Origin of the sequence: Paenibacillus sp. 1_12 (assembly GCF_900114475.1) — a bacterium.
Lineage (GTDB): Bacteria > Bacillota > Bacilli > Paenibacillales > NBRC-103111 > Paenibacillus_S.
Window position 1 is genome coordinate 526,968 of sequence record NZ_FOTE01000001.1, and the last position, 15,822, is coordinate 542,789.

At 41.9% G+C, this 15,822-nt stretch carries 13 protein-coding genes; 4 read left to right on the forward strand and 9 right to left on the reverse strand.

Annotated features, from left to right (window positions below; genetic code table 11):
* Positions 1–127: 127 nt before the first annotated feature.
* Complete coding sequence (locus BM210_RS02285) at positions 128–1,036, reverse strand: hypothetical protein (RefSeq protein WP_143100981.1); 909 nt, start codon at positions 1,034–1,036, stop codon at positions 128–130.
* A 456-nt stretch (positions 1,037–1,492) separates the two neighbouring features.
* Positions 1,493–3,331, reverse strand: coding sequence for a hypothetical protein (locus BM210_RS02290; protein ID WP_091164038.1), 1,839 nt, complete (start codon positions 3,329–3,331; stop codon positions 1,493–1,495).
* Between the two features lie 376 nt (positions 3,332–3,707).
* On the opposite strand from BM210_RS02290, the gene BM210_RS02295 reads away from it, so the two are divergent.
* From BM210_RS02295 to BM210_RS02305, 3 genes are all read left to right on the forward strand, one after another.
* On the forward strand, positions 3,708–3,923 hold the full coding sequence (locus tag BM210_RS02295; protein ID WP_091164039.1) for a helix-turn-helix domain-containing protein: 216 nt from the start codon (positions 3,708–3,710) through the stop codon (positions 3,921–3,923).
* 262 nt (positions 3,924–4,185) lie between these two features.
* Entirely contained in the window at positions 4,186–5,331 is a 1,146-nt protein-coding gene (locus tag BM210_RS02300) for a site-specific integrase (protein ID WP_091164041.1), read from the forward strand.
* Between the two features lie 501 nt (positions 5,332–5,832).
* Positions 5,833–6,774: a cation diffusion facilitator family transporter gene (locus BM210_RS02305; RefSeq protein WP_091164042.1), complete on the forward strand. Its 942-nt coding sequence runs from the start codon at positions 5,833–5,835 to the stop codon at positions 6,772–6,774.
* A 186-nt stretch (positions 6,775–6,960) separates the two neighbouring features.
* On the opposite strand, the gene BM210_RS02310 is transcribed toward BM210_RS02305, so the two are convergent.
* The 5 genes from BM210_RS02310 to BM210_RS02330 all read right to left on the reverse strand — a co-directional run bounded on the left by BM210_RS02310 (position 6,961) and on the right by BM210_RS02330 (position 12,667).
* Positions 6,961–8,085 (reverse strand): glycoside hydrolase family 88 protein, encoded by a 1,125-nt coding sequence (locus tag BM210_RS02310; protein ID WP_177237579.1) that lies wholly within the window; start codon positions 8,083–8,085, stop codon positions 6,961–6,963.
* A gap of 79 nt (positions 8,086–8,164) precedes the next feature.
* Complete coding sequence (locus tag BM210_RS02315; protein WP_091164046.1) at positions 8,165–9,217, reverse strand: LacI family DNA-binding transcriptional regulator; 1,053 nt, start codon at positions 9,215–9,217, stop codon at positions 8,165–8,167.
* 251 nt (positions 9,218–9,468) lie between these two features.
* Positions 9,469–10,233, reverse strand: coding sequence for a succinate dehydrogenase iron-sulfur subunit (gene sdhB, locus BM210_RS02320; RefSeq protein WP_091164048.1), 765 nt, complete (start codon positions 10,231–10,233; stop codon positions 9,469–9,471).
* 2 nt (positions 10,234–10,235) lie between these two features.
* The gene (gene sdhA, locus BM210_RS02325) at positions 10,236–11,996 is read right to left on the reverse strand and encodes a succinate dehydrogenase flavoprotein subunit (protein ID WP_091164050.1); all 1,761 of its coding nucleotides are present in this window, start codon (positions 11,994–11,996) and stop codon (positions 10,236–10,238) included.
* Between the two features lie 17 nt (positions 11,997–12,013).
* Entirely contained in the window at positions 12,014–12,667 is a 654-nt protein-coding gene (locus BM210_RS02330) for a succinate dehydrogenase cytochrome b558 subunit (protein ID WP_091164051.1), read from the reverse strand.
* Positions 12,668–12,931: 264 nt separating this feature from the next.
* Here BM210_RS02330 and BM210_RS02335 point away from each other — a divergent pair, with 264 nt between their 5' ends.
* Positions 12,932–13,831 (forward strand): LysR family transcriptional regulator, encoded by a 900-nt coding sequence (locus tag BM210_RS02335; protein ID WP_091164053.1) that lies wholly within the window; start codon positions 12,932–12,934, stop codon positions 13,829–13,831.
* Here the strand turns inward: BM210_RS02335 and BM210_RS02340 are convergent.
* Positions 13,815–15,098 carry a cation:proton antiporter gene (locus BM210_RS02340; RefSeq protein WP_256223206.1) on the reverse strand — a complete coding sequence of 428 codons (1,284 nt, stop codon included), beginning with the start codon at positions 15,096–15,098 and terminating at the stop codon, positions 13,815–13,817. The two genes, BM210_RS02335 and BM210_RS02340, sit on opposite strands and share 17 nt — an antisense overlap.
* A 54-nt stretch (positions 15,099–15,152) precedes the next feature.
* Positions 15,153–15,815, reverse strand: coding sequence for a potassium channel family protein (locus BM210_RS02345; RefSeq protein ID WP_091164054.1), 663 nt, complete (start codon positions 15,813–15,815; stop codon positions 15,153–15,155).
* Positions 15,816–15,822: the final 7 nt, after the last annotated feature.

The following is a 15,822-nucleotide window of genomic DNA, read 5'->3' on the forward strand; positions in this document are numbered from 1 at the left end:
AATTGTCAGAGCCACAATGTTAACGAATTAAAGCTGGTATATTAATAGGGAGAGCCACCCTAGTTGATGATGGCTATTTAATGTTAGGTAGTGGCACTTAATGAACTATCCATTTAGCCCCATTTCCTCATTCTTTTCCACAATCAAAAAGACAAGGCAAGTAATCAACACCTTCTGTTATCGGAATCGTAACAGGATTAACTCCTAGTTCAAGTAACTTTTTGATTCGTTTGTCGAATTCCATCATATCCTCGACCGTCTCTCTAGCCTTCCATATCCCTCTTTTACTATTGACTAATTCAAGAGTTGCAATCAATGCTTCATTGGTTTCTGAATGTAATCTTTTTCGACGAATGATTTCCTTCGCTTTCGATAATGTATAGTAGTCACCATAGCCTATGGTTTTCTTGAAATATTTATGAAGTTCATTATCAGATATATCTTCCCGCAGAAATTGGCAAAACCCTTGTTTGCTTAGACCATTGCTTTTAATAATCCTAAATACCTTATTGTAATGACATTGAACCTCGAATCTTATTGTATAATTAGCATCTTCATCGAGACATGGTAAATTATTTTCCTTTAATTGCTCTCCCTTATCGTAACATTGAACAGTCAGGGTCACATGTTCATGCTTTGATTTTGATTTGCTTTTTCGGAAGATATAAAAGCTATGCTCTGTTGGTTCATATCGTTTGCTGGATTCCCTATACGTTAAATATTGTTGAAAACCATTCGGAATATTAGCACGTTTAATTAGTTTCATATAAAGTTTGATATGTTCCGTGTAAAAATTGACAGCAAAATCTACCCTTTTGAAACTATAGGAATCTAGATGATGTAGTTGGAATGTTAATTTTTTATTACACTTTCTACTCTTAAATTCTTTTTTTATCGGTTTGAGGGCCTTTTCGAAAGCAGTGTAAATAGATTGGCAATGCTCTATGCTAGCCAATTGTAAATAATCGTTTTTATTCAAAAGTCTCATAGGATTCATAATAATCTCTAATGCCTTATAACTAATACCATCCTCCATTTCTTTACTCCGTAAAATGAGCTTTATTCCTGTTTCCTTCATCAGTAGGTGACAATGATAAGTTCTATCTTTCTCAAGATAGAACTTGGAACCATTAAGACATGACAGGTCGTGTAGAACTTCAAATAATGCCGAATAAATACGACTGTTTAGCTTACAAAACATATGAACTGTATGGTGCATAACACAAACCCCCAATTAATATCAATCTTAGGTTTGTGTTATGCGCATTTTTAAAAGTAATATAACAGTGTTCAAGCCCCAGTAAAACCACTGTTATAGATACAAATCATATACGTATATATTAAAAGATAATATATACGTATATGATCAAGGAGAGGAAATGAAATATCATTATTTCTTTAATTCTCTTCCCTGTCACTAGCAGTAGAATTTGCAAAAATAAAAGCACAAGGGCAGCGATCACTCGCTATCTTTGTGCTTTTATTTGTTTGCTTAATCATTCTGCTTTCGTTTCAATAACTCAAGCGCTTTATCTTTGTCTAGTCTAAAGGTAACAACCGTACCCTTATCGGAAGCTACATTTATGTTAGAGTCAATATGCTTTATTAAGAGCTTGCTGAGTTCGATTCTTTCATCATCATCGTTCTTCAAAAGGATAACACCGGCTGAATAAAGGTTCTTGTAAATTTCTTTCTTGTTCTTTGCAAGCTGGATACTTTGTCCATTCGCTGTGAGCAATTCTTCTATCTTCTTAAAGACAATGTCTTTAATACGGAGGATATTGCCGTTCTCAACCCATCCTAAGTTTGTTGTATTGTTAATCTCTCGATTATTTTTGTCGTTAATATCTGGAAGGTTACTAATTTGCAGTAATTCTAATAAATTATCAAGGAAAACTATATGCTTCTCTACTTGAGTTGTGCCATGTACATTGTTAGTTCCCAGTAAGTTAATAACACATTCATTTCTAAATATCTGAGTTGCTTGCATCATATGATCGTCGGCTTCTTTTTCTGTTATTATCTCTTCTTCCTGAGCTGCGGATATCAATACAAAATATCCGAATAACAGGCAAGAATAACCCTCCACTTTATTCATGTCATAGTTATCAGAACCCTTCAAAATAGCTTGTTGGAATTCAGATATTTTTTTACTAATTGATTTTGTGATGTTCTTTTTGCTACCTTTGCGGTAAAAGGCAGGTATGTAATCTGAAATAATATCTGAAATACATGTCGATAAGATAAATGGACGATTTTTAAATTCTTTTACAAGAGAGAGATCTATGTATAGATTATCAATGTTAATATTTATTACAAAATCTTGATTAACTGCTTCTTGATTCAGTACAAGCATCATATTGGAATCATAGTTATGCTGTAACAGTTTTTTTACGCCATTTACTTTTTTTGAATTGGTAACAGCGTTTACGATAAACACTGCATCCCTTATAAGAGTAGATTTACTCTTTATATCATCATCCATATTAGAATGAATTGTTGCATCAAGGCTATCTATGTACTTGCTTCTATTGAAAAAGTTGCAGAACAAATTGGCAAAGCCAGTTCCACTCAGGAACTGATTATTTCCGTAAATACACAAGGAAAATTTGGATGGATTCCGCTTCTCATACTCCAAAAAGCTTGTGAATAATGAAAGAAACGAGTAGGACAACAGCGGAATGGATACCGCTCTATCTGTTACCTCAATCAATTTCAAGGTAGAACGAAGAGCATCGTGATTAGATAGAGTACTTTTTCTTTCACTATTAATCTTAAATTTAGAGTGCAGTTTTGTTTTGTCAATTACGAAAAAATCAGTTCCTGCCAATGGAATATAATACCACTCATTATTAACCTCAATCCATCCGGTTTTGGAAGTGTATATTATGTGAAGGCACTTGGCGGTTATTTTATCAAATAACTGCGTATAATCACTAAATTCGTTTACAAATGTATTCGATAAATTCAATCCTCTTTCCCGGCATTTGGAGAGGAAATCATTTTTGTAATCTCGCAAACTCATATCGAAAATAGTCTTTTTAAAATCTCCGTTCTTCTTCTTCCTAATAGCACAAATTCTAATTCCAAATTCTTCCTTATTCATACCATCCCAATAAAATAGTCTATGGCTAGGATATATAAAAGTATCATTTACACGCTCGTAATCATTTGGATCGTAATAGGGTCGAATGACAGCAAAGTCATTATCTATCTCCATATCTATACCCTTTTTCGTAAAAGCCTTATTAAATTTCTTGATCATTAAAAGGGAGTCTTCATCTTCACTAATACTATAGGTAGTGCTATAAAGTGGGCTATCGAAGTTCATTAGTATGCTCCTATGCATGCAGAAATTAAAGGATTAATGAATTAAAGGATTAAAAACACCAAGAAAACACTCAATGAAACTATAATTACTGCACTATTACATATCTTTAGCGTAAGCTTGTTGTTACAAAATATTCGTTTCGTTCATGTTAAGTGATAAATAATCATTAATTATCCGGATTTTATTTCCGCTTATTGTATCACAAATTGCTCTTTTCTAACAGTTATCAATTATGCATTATAAACTCAATTCAAGTCATTTAACGTAATACAGTGAAAGCTAATTTAACATAATCTGTACTGAACAAAGAAATAATCGCATTGAGATGATGTTTGTTTCTATATTATTCTAATGAACCTATGGAAGGATGATCATTATGTTTGCGCAATACGATGATATTGTCAACATTGAGGATTGTTGTGAAATGCTTAATATTGGACGGAATAAAGCCTATGAATTGCTTCAAACAGGTCAAATTAAATCATTTAAGGTAGGTGGCAAAGCTTATAGAATACCTAAAGTATGCATACAGGAATTTGTTCTCGCCCAAGTACAGATTGAAATTGACCAATACAGAAAGAAAATCGAATAATTCTTGATGAATTCTGTTGATGAACCCTATCAAGAAAAGTTTGATTAATCATGCGCGGAAGCAGGTAACGAGCAACTGAATCCTTACAAAAATCGCAGTGAAGCAATTTGAAATTGAATCGTCAGAACGTAACCTGATCGATTGCTGTATGTCAATTAAGCCAAATAAAAAGTAATTCCAATAGTAACAACTTTGTAATCGGCAGGGGCACATTGCTCCTGCATATTTTGCGTTCCCAAAACAAAGCGAAGGAGAATAAAACATGCCCATTTACAAAGATGAAAATAAGAAAGATAATCCTTGGTATTATTCGTTCGAAATCAAAGACGAGAATGGCAAATGGAAGACAATACGAAAGCGCGGCTTCAGGACCAAAAAGGATGCTGAAAAAGCAGAGATATCAATCAAGGATGCAATGAATAAAGGAACGTATGTCCAGCAATCCAAGTTATCTTTCAGTGAATATTTGAACAATTGGCTTGCCAACAGACGCGATATTAAGGACAAAACAAAGGTCGGGTACAAAGTTATTATCGAGCAGCATATTGCCCCACTGATAGGTCGAATCCCTTTATCTGAAGTTAATGCGATGACTATTGAAAGCTTCTTGACGAAAATCGAGGAGAAGAACTTTTCAGAAAGTTATGTTCGAAACATTTTCAAAGTCTTGAATAAATCCTTAAAAGATGCGGAACGTAAACAATTGATCATACGGAATCCTGCTGCTCTTGTCGCCAAGCCAAGGGTATCAAAGAAAGAGATGCTTTGCTGGACTCCCGAAGAGTCAAAGCAGTTCCTAAAAGCAATATTCGACCATAGGCTTAGAATCATTTTTGTCTTGGCAATACATAGCGGTATGAGAATGGGGGAAATATTGGGACTTCGATTTTGTGACGTTGATTTAACTAATATGAAGATTAATATCCGAAATATTTTAAATTTTAAAAACCAATTACAAGCTGGCACCAAAACAAACGCTGGTAATCGTTCGATATCCATTTCTGATTTTGTAGTGAAACAACTTGAGATTAGAAGGCAAAATATGCTAAAGGAAAAAGCCGCGGCAGGTGATGATTACGATGATAAAGATTTTGTTGTAAGCACGAAATACGGAACCCCTTATTCCAAGGCGATGTGTGATGCAGTATGGAGGCGACTCTTAAAAAAATCCAAACTTAAAAGAATCCGATTTCACGATCTTAGACATACTTGCGCCTCATTACTCCTAAGTTTAGAAATTCACCCAAAAGTTGTACAAGAATTACTGGGACACTCGAGTATTCAAATTACGTTAGATCTTTACTCACACCTTACACCCAACATGAACAAGGATGCAGCATATGCAATGGAAAGGCTACTCGATCTAGATGATGAGGACGTTCAAACAGAACCCGAATCAGAATATTAAATAATTCCACTTACTCGGAATTGTCGTTTACATAGGTTTCCTTCCAATATCCTTCCAATGTCTCTAAAACGTCCCCATACTATAGCTTCTATGCCCCGTAAACCCTTGCTGTATGAGGGTTATTTGACGTGTCTACAAAAAAAGAGACCCGCCAACGGGGCGGGTCTTCAAGTGTTTATATTAAAAAGGGGGTCTTGTTTATTATAATACACGATAAAGATGTTAAAACCATAACAGCTATATTTCAGTTATGTAACAATTTTGAAAGCGCTTATTAATATGGTTAACTGCTTACACGAATTTGGGATGTGTTATAGATTACTCTTATAATAAATAGAGTATTCCATAGAAAAACAGAGTAAATCAATGATAAAACTTCTCAAATGGATGATAATTGCTATCAAATCGTTGATAAACAGTATCAATTAAAGTATTTGCCAAAATTCAGACCTTGACGTATAATCCAACCATAGATTATTTAACTGTTAAGGAGGCAATCTTATGTATGATTATCATCATCTCGGCCATGTCAAAGAACAATCCAAATCCAAAAAAACATTGTGGCTTACACTTATATTAACGCTATTTTTCACTGTAGTCGAAATTATCGGAGGACTGTTGTCCAATTCTCTGGCCCTGCTATCCGATTCTGCTCACATGATCTCTGACGTATTGGCGCTTGGACTTAGCATGATCGCGATCTATTTGGCGACACATCCACCTAATGCCAGATTTACATTTGGCTATTTGCGCTTTGAGATTGTGGCCTCGTTCCTCAATGGGCTGGCTCTGGCTGTCATTTCCGTAGGAATTTTTATTGAGGGCATCACGCGCTTTATTCATCCCCAACCGATTGACTTCAAGCTGATGCTTGTGATTGCATCCATTGGTCTGGTTGTCAACATCGTACTGACGGTTATACTTAGCCGCAGCATGAAGGAAGAGAACAATTTGAACATCCAGAGTGCCTTGTGGCATTTTATCGGCGATTTACTAAGCTCGGTTGGTGTTATTGTTTCCGCAATACTGATTTATTTCACTCAAATGCAGTGGTTTGATCCTTTGATCAGTATTTGTATCGGCGCTATTATTTTCATGGGTGGTTTAAAAATCATCAAAGCATCTTATTTAATCCTGATGGAATCTGTACCTTCGCAATTTAATCTGGATGAGATCCGTGCAGCTATCAATCAAGTAGAAGGTGTGGAGGACGTTCATGAGATGCATTTATGGGCGATTTCCTCCGATCATTACTCTTTGACTGCTCATGTATTTATCAGCGAAAACATTCAACCGTTCTGCATCATTCTAGCTATTAACGAAACCTTGAAGGAGCAGTATGGCATCACTCATTCCACGATTCAAATGGAAAATGCAAATATCCATCCTCACGGAGAGTACGGCAAGCAATTTCTGCTGCACCGTGAAGAGGAACTATCATAGACCGAATGATTAAATAGCAGGCTAATCTACTCTTCTGTAATCTCGATACAGATCATAAGAGCAGCTGGTCCAAAATAGGAACAAAAGCCACCAAATCCGCTATCAAGTGGAATTTGGTGGCTTCGATTCTTTTTGGCATGATTTGACAATTTTAATCTAGTTTACTGATCAATGTCCGCATCTTACTTATCTCTCGTACCAGTAGCCCTTGATACCTTTCTCCATGCGAACCAGAGCTTCCAGGTAATAATAGTCTCCCCAAATTACATGATCATCGGGCGCACTTCCGCCGCGAACGCTGTACGAGCCATGATCCAGCAGCCCCTCTGCATTCGGCTGTCCAATTGTGGAATAGCTGTTAACCAGCCCTTTCATCGAACGCTGAAGTCCATCTTCAAGGAATGCACGATCCGGGTCGTCTGCTTCCAGATGCGTCAGAAGTTCAAGGATACCTGCAGAGGTAATCGCGGATGCTGAGCTATCACGCTTCGTATCTGCATTGATCGGAGCGTCGAAATCCCAGTATACAACATCATCCTCAGGCAAACGCTCCAGAAAATATCTGGCCAATCGTTTGGACGTTTCCAAATATAAAGGATCTTTTGTATAGTGATACGATAAAGCGAAGCCGTAAATACCCCAGGCTTGTCCGCGAGTCCATGTGGAGCTGTCTTTATAGCCTTGGTGCGTACCGCCTCGCAAGGAGTCCCCATCCTCAGGGTCAAAATAAAACGTATGATACGAGGAATCATCGCCACGAACAAGATAGCGGCGTGATTTGTCAGCATGAATGATAGCAATTTCTTTATATTTCTCATCGCCGGTTTGCTCATAAGCCCAATACAGAAGCGGCAAATTCAATAAGCAATCAATAATGATCCGTCCGCCATTTTTCGGGTCGCCTTCGGGTCCCCAAGCCTGTATATATTGTCCTTTTGGTCTCCAACGGGCTAGAAGCACATCCGCTGCTTGAATCGTCAATTGCTTGGCGGCTTCATCGCGCTCAATAATCCATTGTGCTTTAGAGGACAGCGAATACAGAAAACCGATATCATGATGATCCAGCTTCGTTTTCGATTCCAGACGACTACGGAAGCTGTCAACGGTTCTGTGAGCCGCTTCTTTAAATACAGGGTCACCGGAATACTCATAGCACAACCATAAAATCCCGGACCAGAATCCGTCAGTCCACTCATCATTCGGATTCAGCTCATATTTCCCGTCGTTGCTGACATGCGGGAACAAATCGCCAAATCGGTTAATGTTAGCTCTCGTTTTATCCAAAACATCTTCAATTGCCTTCTTCCACATCCACAATCACTCCTGTTTAAGTTAGTTTTCATTCAGCCTTATTAGGTTCGTTCTATTCCAACATGTACTTGAATTGTGCTCACTTCGCAGTGGACAGACGCGGCAGTATCGTCAAGGGAATGCGCAGCTCATGCTCAATCGTATCGGGAAGCGCTGGAACCCCTTCATCAGTATCAGGCTCCTCTCCCAATTGACGAAGCATCAGTGAAATCGCGTATTGAGCCTGATGGCTGTAAGGAATATCTAGTGTCGAGATGGGCGGGTAACAAGCACTCGAAACAGGATCATTATTGATCCCAAAAATCATATACTGCTCGGGTACCCGATAGCCTTGCTCCACTACCGCTGACATAAAACGGAGCGCCGCGATATCGTCAAATGCCAAAATACCGATAGGTCCCCTTCCCCCACTGATTTCCTGCGTCTGCTGGACCAGATCTGCCATCGGTTTGCCTCTCAGCTCCACAATACCCGACACCAATTGCTCTCTATGCCGCTCAGACAATCCCTGGCTAAAGCCCTTTAAACGTTGGTCATTCGTCGCCTTGGATCGTACGGAACTGAGATAGATCAAAGTTTTACACCCTTGCTCTGCCAAATGATGAACAGCCTGCGCACATCCATCCGCAAAATCAAGATTAACCGCGTGAATGGCAATATCCTGCGGCCAATCCCAGGCATTGAACAATACCAGCGGTGTCCCATCGCTAACAATTTGACGGGTTGTATCTGGAGACATTGCAAGTCCATGGCAGAACAAACCATCTACCCTGCGCTGTAACAATACCTCCAGATGGCGCTTCTCCATATCCGGATCATAGCCACCAGCAGAGAAGACGGACATATGGTAGCCAAAGCGGTGCGCAGTCCTTTCCATTTCTTCAGCAAAACGACCATAATAGGCATCATAATTGGGTATCATCAGCCCAAGTTCGAAGGACTTCCTTCGGCTCAAGTTAGCCGCCATCACATTCCGACGATATCCAAGCTCCGCAGCGATCTTCTCTACCTTGTGAATGGTCCCTTCCGACATGGGAACCTTGCGACGGTTCAGTACATTAGATACGGTTGCTATAGATACACCTGCCGCTTCCGCAATATCAACAATGGTAATCTGACGATTTTTGCTCAATGATCCACCCCCATACCTAAAATTTAAACGTTTAAATAAATTGTAATAGTAAACAGTTCGAGAGTCAATATCTAAATATCGCACCGAGTCCTGACGGCACTCTATGAAGCCATAAACGACCAAGTAGATTATTGTCTTCCATAGATAAAGACTCCTCATCACACGATACGTGATAAGGAGTCTCTATGAATTGATCGCATTATTTGCAGACAGACTGCTCCGAATGGATCAACAGTCTATGTGTCATTCTTCTACAGTCCCAACCACTTGGCAAACAAATGTTTGGTTGTATCTTTGTTCATAGCGGCGATAGAAGTTGTAAGCGGGATTCCTTTTGGGCAAGAACGGACGCAGTTCTGCGAATTACCGCAGCCCTCGATACCGCCATCCTCCATTAAGGTTTCCAGACGCTCATCGGCATTCATTTCACCTGTCGGATGCGCATTAAACAAGCGAACCTGTGAAATGGCAGCAGGTCCGATAAAGGACGTTTTGTCATTCACGTTCGGGCAAGATTCCAGACATACCCCACAGGTCATGCATTTGGATAGCTCATAAGCCCATTGGCGTTTGGATTCGGCCATCCGTGGTCCCGGACCCAGATCATAGGTTCCGTCAATCGGAATCCATGCTTTTACTCTTTTGAGTGCATTGAACATCCGCTCGCGGTTAATGACCAAGTCACGAACAACAGGGAATGTATTCATCGGTGCGATGCGAACCGGCTGCTCCAGCTTATCTACCAGCGCAGTACATGCTTGGCGAGGTTTACCGTTGATGACCATCGAACAAGCTCCGCATACTTCCTCCAAACAGTTCGATTCCCAGCATACCGGTGTTGTTTTGTCACCCTTTGCATTCGTCGGGTTACGCTGCACTTCCATCAATGCACTGATTACGTTCATATTAGGACGATATGGAATTTCGAACTCTTCGGTATAAGGGCTGCTTTCCGGAGAATCCTGACGGGTTACAATGAATTTCACCTTTTTGTTAGCTGTAGTCGTTTCAGCCATGATTAGTGTCCTCCCTTCTTCTTATCCGTCGAATAGTCACGTTTACGCGGCTCGATCAAGGATACGTCCACATCTTCATATTCTATGGTTGGGCCATTTGGAGTCCATTTGGCTTTCGTAGTTTTCAGGAAACGCTCGTCATCACGCTCGGTGAATTCCGGTTTATAATGGGCGCCGCGGCTCTCATCACGCATCAAAGCTCCCAATGTCATCGCATGGGACAATTCCATCATGTTCCACAATTGACGGGTAAAAGCTACACCCTGATTGTTCCAACGTGCTGTATCGGTCATGCTGATATTCTTGTAGCGCGTCTTCAACTCATTGATTTTATCCAAGGTTTCCTGCAGCTTCTTGTTGTAGCGAACAACCGTCATATTGTTGGTCATCACTTCGCCCAGTTCCTTGTGAAGCACGTATGCATTTTCTTTTCCGTCCATTTTCAACAAGCCTTCATACTTGTCCTTTTGCTTAGCCAGATCCTGATCAAACAAGCTGGAAGATACGTCTTCAGTATGCTTATCCAATCCTTTAATATATTCGATTGCCTTTGGACCTGTAATCATTCCGCCATAAATAGCAGACAACAGCGAGTTTGCACCAAGACGATTCGCGCCATGGTACTGATACTCGCACTCGCCACAGGCGAATAAGCCCGGAACATTGGTCATTTGATTGAAATCGACCCACATGCCGCCCATGGAATAATGCACAGCAGGGAATATTTTCATCGGGATTTTACGAGGATCATCGCCCATGAATTTTTCGTAAATTTCAATAATTCCGCCTAGCTTAACATCCAGTTCCTTCGGATCCTTATGGGAAAGATCCAGATAGACCATGTTCTCACCATTGATACCGAGCTTGTCATCGACGCATACTGCGAAGATTTCCCGAGTTGCAATATCACGAGGAACCAGGTTACCATAGGCTGGGTATTTTTCTTCCAGGAAGTACCAAGGTTTACCGTCTTTGTACGTCCAAATCCGACCGCCTTCACCACGTGCAGACTCCGACATCAAGCGCAGCTTGTCATCCCCTGGAATCGCCGTTGGGTGAATCTGAATAAACTCGCCGTTCGCGTAATAAACACCTTGCTGATACACAGCACTAGCCGCTGTACCTGTATTAATAACCGAGTTGGTTGATTTACCGAAAATAATTCCAGGGCCGCCCGACGCCAGAATAACCGCATCCGCTGGGAAGGACAATACTTCCATACTGCGCAGATCCTGTGCAGTAATCCCGCGGCATACGCCATCGTCATCGATAATAGCTCCCAGAAACTCATAATGCTCATACTTGGTTACGAGACCCGCAGTTTCCCAGCGGCGTACTTGCTCATCCAACGCATACAGCAATTGTTGACCGGTAGTAGCTCCGGCAAATGCTGTACGGTGATATTGCGTTCCTCCGAAGCGGCGAAAGTCCAATAAGCCCTCTGGCGTACGGTTGAACATAACGCCCATCCGATCCATTAAGTGAATAATACCAGGTGCAGCATCACACATCGCCTTAACAGGCGGCTGGTTCGCGAGGAAGTCTCCTCCGTATACGGTATCATCAAAATGCTCCCAGGTGGAATCGCCTTCGCCCTTTGTATTTACAGCGCCATTAATACCACCTTGAGCACAGACGGAATGTGAACGTTTAACAGGAACCAGTGAGAACAGGCTCACGTGAACTCCCGCTTCAGCGGCTTTAATGGTGGCCATTAAACCAGCCAAACCTCCGCCGACTACGATTACTTTAGAATTAGCCATTGTTGTGTATTCCCTCCTTAACCTTTAACCGGCATCGGCAGATTTTGGAACTCAGGACTTAAAAAAGCGGTCAAAGACATGATGAACATAATTGTCATCAATACAAATACGCCCATCCATACGAATGTTGAAATTTTTTGCGCCCGCGGACCGACAGTGACTCCCCAGCTAACCAGGAATGACCACATACCGTTGCTAAAATGGAACACCGCAGCCACAATGCCGATACAGTACAGAACAAAATTGATCGGGTTCGTAGCAATATGGTGCATTTGCACGCCGATTTGCTCCTGTGGCAAGCCCAGTGTAATTTGAAAACGGGTTTGAAAGAAATGCCATGCCACGAACAGGAACGTAATAACCCCTGTCACTCGCTGCATAAAAAACATTTGATTGCGGAAATATCCATAGTTAGATACGTTATTCCGTGCCGTATAAGCGACATATAAGCCGTAAATGGCATGATACAGCAATGGAAGCCAGATCCCAACGATTTCCAGCGCTAATGTGAGAGGTAGATTGTGAAGAAAATCCACATGCTCCAGGAATGCCACATGTCCGCCTTTAGAAGCGGAGTAGTTGGTAATTAGGTGTTCGATCAGAAAGAATCCGACCGGAATAACACCAAGTAATGAATGCAACTTACGATTTAAATACGAATTTCGAAACATTAGAATGCGTTCCCCCCTTAAGTAGTAGATAGCCGTGTTCACACGATTGTCAAAACCATATTTCATTGTACCCCCGCAAGAAACAAGCGTCAACAAGTTCGCTACGCCTATTTTCCATGAATCGACAACGTTTTATGCAGTTATAGACAAATTTTGTGAAGATTACGTGACCTATACATCGTACTCCTTTAGTGCTTATAATGGAAGTGCCGATTTTTTATAATCACTTATGCGTTTTACACATAACAGAAAGCAGGTGTCCGAATGTTTGAGAATATCGATATCTTCGCCATTGTGGTTGAAATGGAAAGCTTGAATAAAGCGTCCCAATCGTTAAATATTTCACAGCCGGCCCTATCGAGAAAAATTATGCGGCTGGAGGAGGAGCTCGGAATCCAGCTGTTTCACCGCAAAGGCAAAAGACTGGAGATTACCCGCGCCGGTCAAATCTGCTATGAGTATGCGCTGGAGCAGCGCGCTATGGGGCGCAAGCTGCAGCGATCACTGGAGGCCTTCAAAACCACCGACAAACCATCCAGCATTATTATCGGGGCCAGTCTCACCACACTTCAGTCCACCTTGCCGGATCTGATTACGATTTACGCCAAGGATTACCCTCACACCGATATTAAAGCTATAACCGGTAAAACCCATGAGATCGTCCCGATGGTCAAGGAGCGTAAGGTGGACATAGGCCTCGTAGCTTCCAAGATCGAACACCCTGGGCTGCAGTGCATTCCGCTTTTCGACGACCGTCTATGTATTGTGCTGCCGGATAATCATCCTTTTGTGGATAAAGCAGTTATTCATATCGAAGACTTGCACGAGCTGCCGATGATCCTATTTTCACGTGGTACCTGGTACCGGATTTTGATGGATGAACTGTTTCAGCGTTATTCGTTGCATCCAGATGTTAAAATGGAAATTGATTCGTTCGAAGCGATCATCCGTCTGGTCTCCACCTGCAAAACGGCCACACTGCTGCCCGAATCTTATCTTCGCCGTCATTTTCTGGAGGAGAACGAGCTGGTTGTCCGATTCATTCCCGCTCTGGATCAAACAACAAGAACAACCTCCCTGCTCTTCACAGAGGAAGCTGTTCATCATCCATCCGCACAACGTTTTATTGAAAAAGCCAAAAGCCACTTTAACCGGACCGATTGAGTTCTTCTGTATCTATTATCGTATCAGCGTCGGTATCAGCATCGGTCGCAGCGATACCCAGCTTTCGGGCTACATAGGCCGTAGTACTTGCCTGCAGCAGGATCGTGAACAATACCGCCAGAAAAGTTACCGAAGCCATCACATCTGCATACTTCACGCCAAGTCCAACCACCATACCGGATAAGGCCGCAGGAATGACTCCTGTTTCTCGGACCCAGAACATGAACACAAGCTCTTTCCAGGTCCAACGCGCTTTACGGTCCGGCAGTGCAGAAGCCAGCACCGTTAACGGACGGGCAATAAACATAAAAACAGCGATGACTCCCAGGCTCGGCCACAGGTTAGCCCAGATCACACCAAAGTTCACCTGACTGCCAAGCATAATAAAAATCAGCATGCGCATGATCACGGTTATATTTTCGCTAAAATGACCCATCTCCTGATGCTTGTCCTGTAAATCGAGCTTAAATATATGTACATTACCCCAAATGAGTCCTGCTGTAAAAGTGGCCATAAAACCGCTGACATGTATCGTTTCACCAAATAAATAAGCAGCAATAGCTGTGACCACCATCGCAATAGTCGCATAATCCCGCATCCAACCAAGCTTGATATGCGCTGTGATATAGACCAATATGAATCCTATCACTGCCCCGACAGCAATACCGCCAAGTGCGGTAACCAAAAACTGCATGACACTTGCGGATATGGAAATCGCTTGTCCTCCGGTAATCACAGCCAGTACGGAAAACGTTAGAATCGATCCGGTAGCATCATTAAATGCCGATTCACTTTCGACCGTTTCTCTCACCTTCGTACGAATTCTCACCTGCTTAAACACAGGAATCAGCGTTGCCGGGTCCGTGGAGGAAATAATCGCCCCCAGCAGCACGGCGTACAATAAAGGCATTCCGAGCAGCCAATGCGCAGCAGCAGCGACAACCCCGCAGGTGATCAGAACGCCAGGAACGCTAAGCAATGTCAGAGTCAGCCACACTTGTTTGAGCCCGGACAACCGAATATTGCGGCCGCCATCAAATAAAATCAAGACAGAACCTAAAGTTAAAATAAACTGATTCGTAAACGAACTGCTTGTCTCTGTTACCAAATGCAGACCCTGGCCTACGATCATCCCCGCAATTAAAAATAAAGCGACATCCGGAAGCTTCAACCAGGCAGCTAATTTTCCGGACAGCATCCCCATACCCAAAATAAATATCAATAAGAACAATACATGGTAAACCAGCTCACTGACCTCGTTATTCAACCCACCACACTCCGAATCCGATTAACAAGGTTATGTCCATGTCCGCTAAAGCGGTCATTTTACGACTTCATTCTCAAACGACTCGATCTGCGAATTCGTGCCTATAATAACCATGATATCCCGTTCTTCCAATAAATCATTTGCTGTAGGCGCTATAATAACGCCTTCCTTCTTATTAATAGCAACGATGCTGCAGCCATATTTGTCACGTAAATTCAAATCCTTAAGCGTCCGCCCCGACATCCGCTTCGATACCGATAACTCAGCTATCGTATAATCCCTGGACAGCTCGATAAAATCCAGCAGATTCGGTGATACCAGCTGATGCGCTACACGGATTCCCATATCACGCTCCGGGAATATAACACGGTCAACGCCGATTTTATTCAGCACCTTGCCATGCAGTTCGGATAACGCCTTGGTAACAACCGTTGTCACCCCAATATCCTTAAGCAAAATTGCCGTTAATATACTTGACTGGATATCGCTTCCGATAGCTACGATCACACAGTCAAAGTTACGTATACCGAGTGAGCGCAGCACCTCCTCATCCGTAGAGTCCGCCACAACCACATGTGTTAATACCTCACTCATTTCATCAACTGCTTCTTCATCCTGATCGATGCCAAGAACCTCATGACCTAACTTGATCAGCTCTCTGGCCAAACTCGAACCGAATCTCCCCAAACCGATTACTGCATACTGCGTGCGTTTCATTGTGCTT

Excerpts from the sequence above, each read along its gene's own strand:
- BM210_RS02285 (WP_143100981.1), bottom strand. The coding sequence starts at position 1,036 with ATGGAGGATGGTATTAGTTATAAGGCATTAGAGATTATTATGAATCCT.
- BM210_RS02290 (WP_091164038.1), bottom strand. The coding sequence starts at position 3,331 with ATGAACTTCGATAGCCCACTTTATAGCACTACCTATAGTATTAGTGAA.
- BM210_RS02295 (WP_091164039.1), top strand. The coding sequence starts at position 3,708 with ATGTTTGCGCAATACGATGATATTGTCAACATTGAGGATTGTTGTGAA.
- BM210_RS02300 (WP_091164041.1), top strand. The coding sequence starts at position 4,186 with ATGCCCATTTACAAAGATGAAAATAAGAAAGATAATCCTTGGTATTAT.
- BM210_RS02305 (WP_091164042.1), top strand. The coding sequence starts at position 5,833 with ATGTATGATTATCATCATCTCGGCCATGTCAAAGAACAATCCAAATCC.
- BM210_RS02310 (WP_177237579.1), bottom strand. The coding sequence starts at position 8,085 with ATGTGGAAGAAGGCAATTGAAGATGTTTTGGATAAAACGAGAGCTAAC.
- sdhB (WP_091164048.1), bottom strand. The coding sequence starts at position 10,233 with ATGGCTGAAACGACTACAGCTAACAAAAAGGTGAAATTCATTGTAACC.
- sdhA (WP_091164050.1), bottom strand. The coding sequence starts at position 11,996 with ATGGCTAATTCTAAAGTAATCGTAGTCGGCGGAGGTTTGGCTGGTTTA.
- BM210_RS02330 (WP_091164051.1), bottom strand. The coding sequence starts at position 12,667 with ATGTTTCGAAATTCGTATTTAAATCGTAAGTTGCATTCATTACTTGGT.
- BM210_RS02335 (WP_091164053.1), top strand. The coding sequence starts at position 12,932 with ATGTTTGAGAATATCGATATCTTCGCCATTGTGGTTGAAATGGAAAGC.
- BM210_RS02345 (WP_091164054.1), bottom strand. The coding sequence starts at position 15,815 with ATGAAACGCACGCAGTATGCAGTAATCGGTTTGGGGAGATTCGGTTCG.